Annotated in this window: 9 protein-coding genes; 6 read left to right on the forward strand and 3 right to left on the reverse strand. The window is 70.5% G+C overall.

The annotated features are described in order from the left end of the window. Positions 1-9: 9 nt before the first annotated feature. The 3 genes from FHW73_RS17105 to FHW73_RS17115 are packed head-to-tail and all read right to left on the reverse strand — an operon-like array spanning position 10 to position 3,402. The gene (locus FHW73_RS17105; protein WP_183427965.1) at positions 10-1,332 is read right to left on the reverse strand and encodes an ABC transporter permease; all 1,323 of its coding nucleotides are present in this window, start codon (positions 1,330-1,332) and stop codon (positions 10-12) included. A 19-nt stretch (positions 1,333-1,351) separates the two neighbouring features. Beyond that, complete coding sequence (locus tag FHW73_RS17110; RefSeq protein WP_183427966.1) at positions 1,352-2,044, reverse strand: ABC transporter ATP-binding protein; 693 nt, start codon at positions 2,042-2,044, stop codon at positions 1,352-1,354. A gap of 56 nt (positions 2,045-2,100) precedes the next feature. Beyond that, a complete protein-coding gene (locus FHW73_RS17115) occupies positions 2,101-3,402 on the reverse strand; it encodes an efflux RND transporter periplasmic adaptor subunit (RefSeq protein WP_183427967.1) in 1,302 nt (433 codons plus the stop codon). Between the two features lie 229 nt (positions 3,403-3,631). On the opposite strand from FHW73_RS17115, the gene FHW73_RS17120 reads away from it, so the two are divergent. From FHW73_RS17120 to FHW73_RS17585, 6 genes are all read left to right on the forward strand, one after another. Further along, a complete protein-coding gene (locus tag FHW73_RS17120; protein WP_183427968.1) occupies positions 3,632-4,372 on the forward strand; it encodes a TonB family protein in 741 nt (246 codons plus the stop codon). Positions 4,373-4,448: 76 nt separating this feature from the next. Further along, complete coding sequence (glmS, locus tag FHW73_RS17125; RefSeq protein WP_183427969.1) at positions 4,449-6,281, forward strand: glutamine--fructose-6-phosphate transaminase (isomerizing); 1,833 nt, start codon at positions 4,449-4,451, stop codon at positions 6,279-6,281. Between the two features lie 119 nt (positions 6,282-6,400). After that, positions 6,401-7,852 (forward strand): Wadjet anti-phage system protein JetA family protein, encoded by a 1,452-nt coding sequence (locus tag FHW73_RS17130; RefSeq protein WP_183427970.1) that lies wholly within the window; start codon positions 6,401-6,403, stop codon positions 7,850-7,852. Beyond that, entirely contained in the window at positions 7,849-8,496 is a 648-nt protein-coding gene (locus tag FHW73_RS17135) for a DUF4194 domain-containing protein (protein ID WP_183427971.1), read from the forward strand. The genes FHW73_RS17130 and FHW73_RS17135 overlap by 4 nt, the downstream gene beginning before the upstream one ends. Next, positions 8,483-11,911, forward strand: coding sequence for an SbcC/MukB-like Walker B domain-containing protein (locus tag FHW73_RS17140; RefSeq protein ID WP_183427972.1), 3,429 nt, complete (start codon positions 8,483-8,485; stop codon positions 11,909-11,911). Before FHW73_RS17135 ends, FHW73_RS17140 begins: the two co-directional genes overlap by 14 nt. Continuing rightward, the gene (locus tag FHW73_RS17585; RefSeq protein WP_183427973.1) at positions 11,908-13,158 is read left to right on the forward strand and encodes a Wadjet anti-phage system protein JetD domain-containing protein; all 1,251 of its coding nucleotides are present in this window, start codon (positions 11,908-11,910) and stop codon (positions 13,156-13,158) included. The genes FHW73_RS17140 and FHW73_RS17585 overlap by 4 nt, the downstream gene beginning before the upstream one ends. Positions 13,159-13,318 lie beyond the last annotated feature (160 nt).

Genomic DNA, 13,318 nt, shown 5'->3' on the forward strand with positions numbered 1-13,318 from the left:
CCGGGGTCCTCACAGAGACTTGAGTTGCAGGGCCGGTGCGATCCGGCTGGCGCGCAGCGCGGGAAACAGGCCGGCGAGCAGGCTCGCGACGAGCGCGAGCGCGAAGGTCGCTGCGAACATCGACAGGTCCAGCCGCGCTAGGTCGGCGTACTCGACCGGCTGGCGGCGGATCGCCCACAGTCCGAGCAGGGTCAGTCCCCAGCCCAGGACGCCACCGGCCAGCCCGACCATGCCGGCTTCGACCAGACACTGCACGAAGATCTCCCGGCGCGAGGCGCCGAGTGCCCGGCGCACGCCGATCTCGCCGCCGCGGCGCAGGAACTTGGCCAGCAGCAGGCCGACCGTGTTGAACAGGCAGATCGCCAGAAACGCCAACGCCAGCCAGGTCTGCAGCCGGACGTCGCGCGGGACGACGTGGTTGTAGTCCAGCCAGTCCATCAGTCCGAGCACGCGCGCGTTGTCGGCGTGCTGGATCCGGCCCTGTGCTTGCTGCTGCCGTGCATAGGCGGCGACGAAATCGCGATAGCCGGCGGCCTTGTCCGGGGTGTCGAGCTGCACCCACAACTGCAGCCACACGCAGTCGCTGCCCTGCAGATGACCCGGGACCTCGGGCAGCTGCCAGCACGTGAACTGCTGGAAGTGACCGTCGTTGATCTCCAGGCCCGTGGAGAACGGCAAGAAGACATCCTGCGGCGCGGCGTAGAAGCTGGCGGTGTCGCCCTGCGCGAAGTTGCCGCCGGCCAGGCGATAGAACAGCGGCGAGGGCCGCCAGGGCGCAAGCACCCCGACAATGCGCACGTCGGTGTCACGGATGCGCAGCGTCCGCCCGACGCTGTCGCGGCCGCCGAACAGCGTGCGGTTGAGGTCGGCCGAGATCACCGCCACGCGGGCGTGGCCGGTGTCGTCGGCGGCGCTCCAGCCGGCGCCGTAAGCGAACGGGACGTCGAACATCGGAAAGAAGTCGGCATGCGTGGACAGCATCTGGGTCATCAGCTTCGGCCGTCCGGTATCGGGTGCCTGCAGCCGGATCTCGCTTTCGACCATCAGCGCCTGCCGGTCCGCACGGCCGGAGCGCCACAGATCCATCGCGGTGGTGTGATCGAGCATGTCCGGGGGATCGGGACGCATGCGTTCGCCGGGCCTCGGGTCGACCTGCGGATAGAAGAGCGTGCCGCTGCGGCCGGGCAGCGGATCGCCCGACAGCAGGTGCATCACGGTCAGCGTGGTCATCGCCGCGCCGATGCCGACCGCGATCGACAGCACCATCAAGGCCGTCAGCACCTGGTTGCGACCGAAGCTGCGCAGTGCGAGCCGAGCGTAGTAGGCGAACATCGAGCGTGCGTTCGTCAGGTCAGGCCGCGGCGGTCGCGGATTCGCGGCGCAGATCGGTCGCCAGGCCGTCGACGATGTGCACATTGCGCTGCGCGCGCGCGGCGAGCTCGGGATCGTGAGTGACCATGACGATCGTCGTGCCCTGGGCGTGGATCTCCTCGAGCAACTCGAGCACGCTGCGCGCCATCTGCGAGTCGAGGTTGCCGGTCGGTTCGTCGGCCAGCAGCAGGCGCGGACTGCCGGCCAGCGCACGAGCGATCGCCACGCGCTGTTGCTGGCCGCCCGACAGCTCGGCGGGGTAATGCTTCATGCGCGAGGCCAGGCCCACCAGGCCCAGCGCTTCTTCGATCCGCAGCCGGCGCTCGGAGGCTGGCATGCCGCGATAGCGCAGCGGCACGTCGACGTTGTCGAACAGGTTGAGGTCGGGAATCAGGTTGAAGCCCTGGAAGATGAAGCCGATCTTCTCGTTGCGCAGGCGCGAGCGCTGGTTGTCGCCCAGCCCCTGCACATCGACGCCGTCGAGCTTGTAGGTTCCGCTGGTGAAGGTTTCCAGCAGGCCGGCGATGTTGAGGAAGGTCGTCTTGCCCGAACCCGACGGCCCGGTGACGGCGACGAACTCGCCTTCGCGGACGTGCAGGTCGAGCGCGCGCAGCGCATGGGTTTCGACGAGTTCGGTGCGGTAGACCTTGCCGACCTGGTTCATCTGCAACATGGGGCGATCCTTATCTTGGATGGAAGGAGCGGGCCGATGCGGGCCCGGGAAGAATGTCAGCGGCTGATGCGCACCCGTTCGGCGTCGCCGAACAGGTCGCTGCCCGAGACGACGATGCGCTCGCCGGCCTGCAGGCCCGACACGATCTCGACCGCCCCCAGGCTGCTGGCGCCGGCCTGGATCGGACGGCGCACCGCACTGTTGCCGTCGACGACATAGGCGTAGCGGCCACCGGACTGCTCGACGAACGGGCCGCGCTCGACCATCAGCACGTCGCGCCGGGTGTCGAGCAGGATTCGCGCCGACAGCCGCTGGTTCTGGCGCAGGCCGGCGGGCTGGCGTTCGGAGAAGCGCACGCGCGCGGCGACTTCGCCGGCGACGACCTCGGGCGAGACCGCCGAGACCTCGGCCGGGAACACTTCATTGGCGCTGCGGATCTCGGCCGGCATGCCGATCGCCAGGTCGCGTGCGAAGCTCTCGGGCACCTTGATCTCGACTTCGAACACCGACAGATCGACCACGCCCAGCACCGGCGCGTTGGCAGCCACGTTGGTGAACTGGGCCACCTGCACCTGGCCGACCTGGCCATCGAACGGCGCACGCAGCGTCAGCGCCTGGACCTGGCGGCGCGCCTCGGCGACGACGGCTCCCTGACGATCGGCCAGCAACTGCTTGTTGCGCGCGTCCAGCCCGGCGCCCTGGCCTTGCAGGTTGGCGTCCTCGCGCGCCGAGGCCAGGCCGATGTCGGTCTTCTTCAGCGCGTCCTCCGACTTCGCCAGATCGACCTGGGCGACGACGCCGGCCTCGAAGGCGCGCTGGTAGCGCTGCAGATCGCGTTCGGCCGCGGTGCGCTCGATCTGCGCCTGGTCGAGCAGCTTGCGCGCCTCGGCGCGAGCGATCCGCGCATCGAGCGTCGCGCGTTCGGCCTCGGCCTGCAGGCTGGCGAAGGTGGATTCTTCCTGGACCAGCTTGCTGCGCAGTTCCGGACTGTCGATCTCGGCCAGCACCTGGCCCTTCTCGACGCGGTCACCCGCGACCACCTTCAAGGTCACCGTGCCCGGGGCGATCGCGTACAGCGTGGGACTGTTGGCCGAGATCACGCGTCCCTCGGCAGCGATGTCGCGGACCAGGTCGCCACGGGTGACCTCGGCGATCCGCAGCCGGGCCGCGTCGATCGACGTGGCGCCCGATGCCCAGCCGGCGATGAGCCAGGCCAGTGCTGCAATCACTGCGATCGCAGCCGCGGCGATCGCCAGCCAGCGGCGGCGGCGTGCCGGGCGCGCGACATGGACCGTGTCCTGCGCGGAGGTGTCGCGGATACCGCGGCGGACGGGGGACGGGGAGGCGGGTGCGGACATGGACAGGGCACGTTCGGGATCTGCCTGGAATCAAGCAGGGATCGTGCCAATCGTAACAACTTGATTTATTTGCGAATTTCTGCGGCTGCAGGTGTCCGCCGCCCCGTCCGGACGTCCGCCGCGCGGACAACGAGGCGCCCGGATTCCCAAAGGATGTGGGAAAATGAGAATCATTCGCATAAAAGGTACCCGTGTCATGCCGACATGCCCAGGGCCGGTCGCAACCCGGATGACCCGATCCCGATCGCGGCGCCGCGCTGACCGCGGCGCACGCATCCAGCGCGCATGCGCCTTGCTGGGTGCCATTGCGGTGCACGGCATGGTCGTACTGCTGGTGTTCGGGCCGGGCGAGGACCCGCGCCCGACGCCGCCGGCCGATTCGGTGATCGAAGTGAGTGTCCTCCCCGCCGCTGCACCGCCGGTCCCGGTCGAGTCGAGGCGCGCGCCCGCCCCGGTGGCCGAGGCGCGCCGGACACCCGCGCCTGCCGAGTCGCGACTGCCGCCACCGCAGACGCGCGCGGCGCCGTCCGGGCCGCTGCCGTCGCTGGTGGACACCGAGCGTCCGGAACCCGCTGACGTCCCGGCCTCCGCGGTGGTGTCTGCCGTCCCGCCGACGCCGCACGACCAGCAGGCCGCGGCCCCGCCGAGTCCGCCGGCCCCCGCCGCCGAGGCCCAGGCCGGTCGCCGCGACGACCGTTGGGAAGCGCGGGTGATGGCGCGCTTGGCGCGGTACCGGCATTACCCGACCGCGGCGCGGACGCGCGGCGAGGAGGGGGTGGCGATCGTGCGCCTGCGCATGGACCGGGCCGGTCGCGTGCTCTCGGCCGCGCTCGCACGCTCGTCGGGATCGACCCGGCTCGACGCTGCGGCGATCGAGACGTTTCATCGCGCCGCGCCGCTGCCGGCGATTCCTGCCGATCTGCCGGCCCCGATCGAGATCGCGGTGCCGGTCGAGTTCTTCATGCACTGAACGGTGGCGTGGGGGCCTCTGCGCCGGGCCCTGGCCGGCCGCTAGAATGGTGCATTGACTTGCAGGAGCGGGCGGCATGTGCGGAATCGTCGGTGCGATCGCGGATCGTGATGTGGTCCCAGTCCTGGTCGAGGGCCTCAAGCGGCTCGAGTACCGCGGCTACGATTCGGCCGGCATCGCCGTGCTCGACGGTGATGCGGTGCGGCGCGTGCGCCGGACCGGTCGCGTCGCCGAGATGGCCGCCGCCGCGCAAGCCGAGGCGCTGCACGCTTCCTTGGGGATCGGCCACACGCGCTGGGCGACCCACGGTGGCGTCACCGAGCACAACGCGCATCCGCACATCAGCCACGACACGCTGGCGCTGGTGCATAACGGCATCATCGAGAACCACGAGACGCAGCGCGAGCGCCTGACCGCGCTGGGCTACGTGTTCGAGTCGCAGACCGACACCGAGGTCATCGCCCACCTGATCCACCATCACCAGACCCAGGGGCTGGACCTGCTGGCCGCGCTGCAGGCCACGGTCAACGAGCTCGATGGCGCCTACGCGCTGGCGGTGATCGACCGGCGCGACCCCGGCCGCCTGGTCGCCGCCCGGATGGGCTGCCCGTTGCTGGTCGGTCTGGGCGAGGGCGAACAGTTCGTCGCCTCCGACGTCTCGGCGATCCTCCAGGCCACCCGCCGGGTGATCTTCCTCGAAGAGGGCGACACCGCCGAGCTCACCCGTGACGCGGTGCGGATCTTCGACGGCAGCGGGGCCGAGGTGACGCGTCCTGAGCACCTGTCCGACGTTTCGCTGGCGTCGCTGGAGCTGGGGCCGTACCGGCACTTCATGCAGAAGGAGATCCACGAGCAGCCGCGCGCGCTGGGCGACACGCTCGAGGCGATCATCGATGCGGCCGCGTTTGCGCCGGCGCTGTTCGGCGATGCCGACGGCCAGGTGCTGGGCGGGGTCGAGGGCGTGCAGATCCTGGCCTGCGGCACCAGTTTCTATGCCGGCTCGGTCGCGCGTTATTGGATCGAGTCGATCGCCGGTCTGCCGTGCTCGGTCGAGATCGCCAGCGAGTACCGCTACCGCGAGGCAGTGGCCAACCCCAAGCACCTGATCGTGACCATTTCCCAGTCGGGCGAGACGCTCGACACGATGGAGGCGCTCAAGTACGCCAAGTCGCTCGGCCACCGGCATACGCTGTCGATCTGCAATGTGCCCGAGAGCGCGATCCCGCGCGCCAGCAGCCTGGTGTTCTACACCCGCGCCGGCGCCGAGATCGGCGTCGCCTCGACCAAGGCGTTCACGACCCAGCTCGTCGGCCTGTTCGCGCTGGCCGCCACCCTCGGAAAACTGAACGGCCGCGTCGATGCCGCGCAGGAGGCCGACTATATCGAGGCCCTGCGCCATCTGCCGGGCAGCGTGCAGCACGCGCTCAACCTCGAGCCGCAGATCGCCTCGTGGGCCGAGCGCTTCGCGCCCAAGCAGCATGCGCTGTTCCTGGGACGCGGCGTGCATTACCCGATCGCGCTCGAAGGCGCGCTCAAGCTCAAGGAGATCTCCTACATCCACGCCGAGGCCTATCCGGCGGGCGAGCTCAAACACGGTCCGCTGGCGCTGGTCGATGCCGACATGCCGGTCGTGGTGATCGCCCCCAAGGACGGACTGCTGGAGAAGGTGAAGTCCAACATGCAGGAAGTGCGCGCGCGCGGTGGCGAGCTGTTCGTGTTCACCGATGCCGACAGCAACTTCGGTCCGTCCGAGGGTGTGCACGTGATCCGCACCCCGCGCCATGTCGGCGTGCTGAGCCCGATCGTGCACACGATCCCGGTGCAGCTGCTGGCCTACCACACCGCACTGGCGCGCGGCACCGACGTCGACAAGCCGCGCAATCTCGCCAAGTCGGTCACCGTCGAGTAGGCCCTGCGGGCGCCGCCGCCCGGCGGTTGCCGGCCGCGGCGGCACACCCACGCCGGCCTCGCGATCTGTGAAAATGCCGCGGTGAAGACGACGTACTGCCCGCACGGACGCGCCGCTCGATGAGCGATTCGACTCCGCCCTCGCTGTTCTCGGTCGTGCCGGCCGGCGTGTTCGGCCCGCTGGCCTCGGCCAACCGCGAACACTACTGGCTGCTGCTGCACCGGTTGTTCGACGAGTTCTTCGGCCCCGATGCGCCGATGCCGCCCAGCCACGGCTTGCCGCGTCGCGAGATCACCGCCGCAATCGAGCGCTATCTGGTGGCCGACGATCCCTGGGAGGACGAGGACGGGCAGGGCCCGGACACGCCACCGGGCATCCGCGCGCATGGCATCTACGAGCGTTTCCGCAACGCCGGCTGGCTGCGCCAGGAGCGCATCGGCGCACGCGAGATGGTCGCCATGCCGCCGGCGGTCTCGCAGCTGTTGTCGACCCTGGTCGAGTTCGCCGAGCACGGACCGACCTTCGTCTCGGCCAAGGTGCGCTCGATCGAACTGCAGATGCAGCAGGTCGTCGATGGGGCCGGCGCCGGTGACGCCCTCGATGAAGCAGCCGACCAGGCCCGCCGACTGCTGGTCTCGCTGGCGTCGATGAGCCTGCAGGTGCGCGACCTGATGCCCGAGCTCAGCCGCGCCGAGACCACCGCGCAGTTCGCGCGGCAATGGTTCGAGCAGTACGTCTCGCGTTTTTTCATCGGCGACTACGCCGGTCTTCATCGCGCCGACCACCCGCTGGCGCGCCGCAGCTCGATCCTGGCGATGGTGCAGCAGGTCGAGACCGGCCCGCGGCACGAGGCGCTGCGGGCCTGGTACCGCGAGCACCTGGCCGGGGGCGACGATGCCCGTGCGGCGCTGCGGCTCGGGCGCAGCCTGCGCCGCCTGCGCGAGCTCGAGCGCATCGACGAGTACCTCGGCCGGCTCGATGACGACATCCGCCAGGCCAACCGCCGCGCGCTGGCGTTCCTCGACTACCGGCTGCGCGCGCCCGACCGGCTCGACATCCTGCTGCGTCGTGCCTGTTGCGGCGTGCTGACCGCGCCGGCCGAGGCGCTGCGCTTGCCGGTCGCGCCCGGCGCGCTGATGGACGAGACTCGTCTGCGTCCGCCGCGGACCCGCCCGCAGCCGATTCCACGCAGTGCCAATGCCGCGCAGGTGCCGACGCCCGAGCAACTCGCGCGGCTGAGCCTGTTGCGGCGCATGAAGCGTGCGCGGCTGGTCACCGCCGAGGACATGGCCCGCTATGTCGGCCACCACCTGGGTGAAGCCGACAGCGTCGATTCGGCCCGGATGCGCGTGGCCTCGATCGAGGACCTGCGTGCCTACCAGACCCTGCTCACGCTCGCGCTGCGCAGCCAGCGGATCGGCGGCCTGCGCCGCGACGATCCGCTCAGCCGGCTGCTGCGCGGCTTCCGCGTCGAGCTCCTCGATTCCGCCGAACCGCTGGACAACGGCGTCCTGCGCGCGCCGCGCTTCGTCGTCCGCCGGCTCGCGCCCGCTTCCCGGACCCCCGCATGAAACGCAGCTGGAACACCTTGAGCCAACAGTCCAACGGCCTGTACACCGTGCAGGACTTCGAACGCGCGGCGTATCGCCTGGTCACCGAGCAGGTGCTCTACGCCGCCGATCGCACCTCGCGCGTGGCCTACCACCTGGTCGAGGACCATTTCGACGATTTCGTCGGCGCGCTCGCGCCGCTGGGCATCCGGCTGGCGCGCAATCCGCACTACCGCTATCTGGTCGCGCTGCCCGCGCATGGCGAGGGCGTCGCAGTCACGCTGGACGAGACCTTGCTGCTGCTGGTGCTGCGCCAGCGCTATGACGAGGCGATGCGCCAGGGACAGATCGAGGAACACGGCGAGGTCGTCGTCGAACTGCCCGAACTGCAGGAGGCCTACCAGGCACTGGCCGGCCGCCCGATGCCCGACGTCGGCACCTTGCGCACGCTGGCACGCACCTTGCGCCGCTGGGGCCTGGCGCGGCTGGTGGATTCGGACCGCGACGATCCGCAGCCATTCCATCTGGTGGTGCGTCCGGCGATCGTGGAGATCGTCGGCGAACTGTGGCTGCAGCGCCTCGACCAGCACAATCGCGATGACGACGACGGCGCCTCGGACGACAGCGCGCAGGACACGCCGGAGGATGACGATGCAGCTGCTTGAACGCGTCCACCTGGTGCAGTTCTTCCTGTTCGAGGCGCAGACGCTCGAACTCGATGCGACCAGCGCGATCATCGCGCCCAACGGCGCCGGCAAGAGTGCGTTGCTCGACGCGCTGCAGATCGTGCTGCTGGGCGGCGACCGCAGCCGCATCCGCTTCAACGCCCAGGCCGGCGGCAGCGCCCGCGCGCGCACCATCCGCGATTACTGCCTGGGCGTGTACCGCAGTGGCGACGACGGCCGCAAGCGTCGCACCGCAACCACCTATATCAGCCTGGTGTTCCGCGACCAGGAGACCGGTCAGGCGCTGACGGCCGGCATCGCACTGGGCGCCTCCGTCGACGAGCCCGAGCACCGGCTGCACGGCCTGTACCTGCTGCCCGGTGTCGCGCTGGAGCGCGACGACCACCTGGAGCGCATCAAGGGCCGCGAACTGCCGCTGGCCTGGCCGACATTCCGCGAACTGGCTGCGCGCCGCTGCCGCGAGGCAGGCGAGAAGGTCGAGTTGCACACCACCAGCGAGCGCTTCGTCCGCGACCTGCTGTTCCGGCTGCGCGCCGCGCCCGGCGTCCAGCCCGACCTCAACGCCTATCGCAAGGCGTTCCAGAACGCGCTGAACCTGCAGCGGGTCGAGGATGTCGACCTGTTCGTGCGGACGCTGGTCGCCGAAGACCGGCCGACCGACATCGCCCGCTTCCGCGCACTGCTCGAGAGCTTCCGGCAGATCCGCGACAAGATCGAACAGGTCCGCCAGCGCATCGAGTCGGCCGAAGAGGTCGAGCGCCAGTACGGCAAGATCGCCGCACAGGCGGTGCGCGCCGCTTCCTACCGCGCGCTCGCGGCCGAGTACCGCCGCGATCTGCTCGGCGAACAGGTGGAGCAGGCCGAACAGGCGGGTGACGCGGCCCGCCAAGCGCTGGCGGCGGCCCGCGTGCAGTTGCAGGATGCGCGCAGCGAGCGCGAAAGCCTCAAGCACGAACTCGAGCTCGCCCAGCAGCAGCTCCAGGGGAGCCGCGGCTTTGGGGAGCAGGCCTCCTTCGACGAGCTGGCCGAGCGCGACCGCGAGGAGCTGGTCCGCCTCAAGCGTGAACTGGGCACCCAGTTCGCCTATGTGCGCGACCAGTTGCAGGCGGTGCACGGCCTGGGCGTCGCCGAGCTCGATGCGGCTCGGATCGACGCTGCCGTCGCGCCCTGGCGCGATTGGGCCGGCGCGCTGTCCGAACTTGCGCCCGACGCCGCCATCGCGCTGGCGCCCGATCGCTTCCATGCCCAGGCCCTGGAGGCGCTCGCCTCCGCGGCGCCACTGCGCGCCGCCGTCGCCACGCGCGCCCGCGCCGCCCACGAGGCCTGGCAGGCGGCGCGCAGCCGTCGCGACGCACTCAAGGGCAATCAGCAACGTCTGAGCGTCGGCAAGGCCGGTCTGCGCGACGACGTCATGCGGTTGATGAACTATCTGCATGACGCCGGGATCGAGGCGCAGCCGGTCTGCGATCTGGTGCGCGTGCGCGATGCGGCCTGGCAGCCGGCCATCGAAGCCTATCTGCGCAGCCACGTCGAAGCGCTGCTGGTGCCGGCCGGCCAGGAAGAACAGGCGGTGCGCGTGTACCGCGCGCTGCAGGGCGCGCGCGCCGTCTATGGCGTCAAGCTCGCGCTGCCCGGTGCTGCACGCGGACAGCGCGGCGAGCGTCCCGCGGCCGACAGTGTCGCGGCGTTGATCGAGGGTGACGACGCTGATGCGGTCGCATATCTGCGTCGGCAGCTCGGCGATCTGCGCTGCGTGGAGACCGAAGCCGAAGTCGTGCGCAGTCGCCAGGGCCTGACCCGCGACGGCCTGGTGGCCAAGGGCGGCGGGATCGAGCGGCGCCGGTTGCCTGCCGGCTCGGAACTGCGGATCGGCGCCAACGACGGCCGCGAACGCCTGCGGGTGTTGCGCGAAGAACTCGAGGCCGTCGAGCGCGACCTGCGTGAGCGCGAACCCGAGGCGCGTCGTCTCGACGCGCTGCAGCAGGCGTTCGCCCGCTTCGCTGACGCCGGCGAGACCGCCGATGCTCTGCATGCGCAGTTGCTGCAGCATCGCCAGATCGAATCGCGCTACCGCGCCCGCGTGCGCAGCCAGGCCGACGCGGTCGATCCCGACCTGCTGCGTCTGGCCGAGCAGGTGCGGGCGTTGCGCGAGCGGCACGACGAGAACGAGCGCCGGATCGAGGCCCTGATCGGCACCGAGGCCTTGTCGCGCAACGGCGTCGACCAGGCGCAGCGGGTGCTCGAAGGCCTGCAGGCGCAGGAGGCGCTCGTCGCCCAGGCCGCGGTCGATGCCTTCCGCGACGGCGATGTCGATCCGAACCGGGTCGAGCGTCAGCGCGAGGAACTCGACGCCAAGTGGCCCTCGCTCGAGGAGCGCAGCCGGCGCTGCGACGAGCGCGCCCGTGACAGCGACGGTCAGCTCGGCCGCTTGCTGCCCGAGGCCTGGAGCGCATTGGCGCAGTACGCCCGCGACCATGGCCTGAACCTGGATTTCGACGCCAGCGCCTGGCGTCCGGCGCGCAGCCTGCTGCAGCGCGAACTCGCGCAACTGCGCGACACCGACCTGGTGCGCTACCAGGGCGAGGCCGAGCAGGCCTACGCCACCGCGGTCGAGACCTTCCGTGCCAGCGTCGCGTCGGCGCTGTACGACAACTTCAATCGCCTCAAGCAGCAGATCGCCACGCTCAACCGGACCCTGCGCAGCAGCCCGGCGTTCTCCAACAACGAGCGCTATCAGTTCCACTACGAGGTCGTGCCCGAGTTCCGCGACCTGGAGCGCTTCATCCGCCGGGCCGCGGATGTCGGCGGCGAGGACGGCCTGTTCGGCAGCGCCGGCGAAGTGCCGGCCGCGTTCCGCGAGCTGATCGAAGACGGCGCCGCCGCGCGCAGCGCGCAGTCGCCACTCGACGACTACCGGCGGTTCTTCCGCTTCGAGGTGCAGATCCGCCAGGACGATCGCGTGATCGGCTCGCTGAGCGAGCGCATGCGCTCGGGCTCGGGCGGCGAACATCGCGCGCCGCTGTACGTCATCGCCGGCGCCGCGCTCGCCGCGGCCTATGGCAAGAGCGACGTCCACCCCGGCGGCATGGGCCTGATCCTGCTGGATGAGTTCGGCGACAAGATCGATGCCCAGAATGCACGGGCGACGACCAACTATCTGCGCTCGCTCGGTCTGCAGCTCGTGCTCGCCGCGCCCGATACCGCGCAGGGCACGCTCAGCGGCGTGCTCGACAGCTACATCGAGCTGTTCCGCGATGGCGATCTGCTGCAGGTCGAACGGATCGAGGTCAAGGCGGCTGCCCGCGCGCTGTTGCTCAGCGACCAGTTCGACCTGCATCCCGAGCTGCTGGCCGAGGAGACCGCCCGTATCGCGAGCGAGCGCGGCGCGACGTGAGCGCCGCCCGGCGCGTGCTCGAACGGCTGCTGCGCAAGGGCGAGCGGGCACGCCTGCGCGGCCAGTCCGCGCCCGCTTCGTTGCCGATGACGGGCGCGAGTGCGGTCGAGTACCTCGCGCTGTCCACCCTCGCCGAGCAGGAAGACTTCCACGCGCAGATCCGTCTGGCCGAGCGCGACGGCGCGATCTCGGCCCAACGCGACCGCCATCGAGACGACGGGCAACGCCTGCTGCGACTGACGGTGCGCGATCTCGACGTGTTGGCGCAGCACCTGGGAATCGCATTGCTGGACACGCGCATGGCTGAGGCCAGGGCCCGGCTGGACGGGTGGCTGCCACGCTTTCCGGTCATTGCCGAGGTGCTCGACGCCTGGGCGCAGGGCAAGGGGCCAGGCCACGGCCCCGAATCGGCAGTCGACCTGGCCGACGCGGCGCGGGTCGTCGAGGCGCGCCATGCCGATGCCGGCGCCGAACGGATGCTGCGGCGCGAGAGCATCCGTCTGCTGGGCGACAGCAAGCGGCTGGAGGCTCTGACGCCGTGGCTCGCGCTTCTGATCGGCGGTGAGGTGAATGCAAGCGCGCCTGAGCGCGAGCACGTCTGGTCGGCACTCGGCCTGAGGCGCGAACCGCAGCCGATGCTGATCGCCGGGACCGGCACGCTCGTTGTCGACGGCACCGGCTTGCCGTTGGTCCGGCCCTATCTCGGCATCCCGGTCGAACGGCTCGACGCGGTCGTGACCGGGGCGCGATTCCTGCTGACGATCGAGAACCTCGCCAGCTTTCACGATGCGGCAGCCTGCGAGGGGGCCGCAGACGGGCTGCTGGTCTACACCGGGGGGATGCCATCGCCGGCCTGGCGCCGTGCCTGCGCACGGGTGCTGCAGGCATTGCCCGACGACGTGGCTGTCTACCACTGGGGCGATATCGACGAAGGCGGCTTCCGGATTGCGGCCACGCTGGCTGCCGCCATGCGCGAGGTGGGCCGCGCGGTGCGGCCCTGGCTGATGTCGCCGCAGGACCTGGCGCCGGCCGAGATCGAGGCCGCGCGTCGCCCGTCGGCGGCGCAGCACGCCGCCATGCTGCGTTGGGCACAGGCGGCGGGGTGGCCGGATGTCGCCCAAGCGCTGACCGTCCGTCCGCTGCTGCTCGAGCAGGAAGCGTTGGGTGCACGGCTGCCACCGCAAGCGAGCGCGCCGTCTGACACGGGATCGCGACATCTGCATGACAGGGGTGTTGACCCGGTGTGAATTCGGCTTACAATGCGCGCCCCGCAACGCTGTGACGACGCTGAGGTCGGCCAGGGAAGCGGGGACCGGTCGGACTCCTCGGGTTTCACAGGGAGTTGACAGATCGGGAAGCTGCGCTAAGATGTGCGGCTCCTTCGGCGGAAACGAACTTCGGTTCGGG

Source organism: Luteimonas sp. RC10 (assembly GCF_014192745.1).
Lineage (GTDB): Bacteria > Pseudomonadota > Gammaproteobacteria > Xanthomonadales > Xanthomonadaceae > Luteimonas.

Bases quoted from the DNA above. Each gene is read 5' to 3' on its own strand.
- FHW73_RS17105 (WP_183427965.1), bottom strand. From the start codon at position 1,332: ATGTTCGCCTACTACGCTCGGCTCGCACTGCGCAGCTTCGGTCGCAAC.
- FHW73_RS17110 (WP_183427966.1), bottom strand. From the start codon at position 2,044: ATGTTGCAGATGAACCAGGTCGGCAAGGTCTACCGCACCGAACTCGTC.
- FHW73_RS17115 (WP_183427967.1), bottom strand. From the start codon at position 3,402: ATGTCCGCACCCGCCTCCCCGTCCCCCGTCCGCCGCGGTATCCGCGAC.
- FHW73_RS17120 (WP_183427968.1), top strand. From the start codon at position 3,632: ATGACCCGATCCCGATCGCGGCGCCGCGCTGACCGCGGCGCACGCATC.
- glmS (WP_183427969.1), top strand. From the start codon at position 4,449: ATGTGCGGAATCGTCGGTGCGATCGCGGATCGTGATGTGGTCCCAGTC.
- FHW73_RS17130 (WP_183427970.1), top strand. From the start codon at position 6,401: ATGAGCGATTCGACTCCGCCCTCGCTGTTCTCGGTCGTGCCGGCCGGC.
- FHW73_RS17135 (WP_183427971.1), top strand. From the start codon at position 7,849: ATGAAACGCAGCTGGAACACCTTGAGCCAACAGTCCAACGGCCTGTAC.
- FHW73_RS17140 (WP_183427972.1), top strand. From the start codon at position 8,483: ATGCAGCTGCTTGAACGCGTCCACCTGGTGCAGTTCTTCCTGTTCGAG.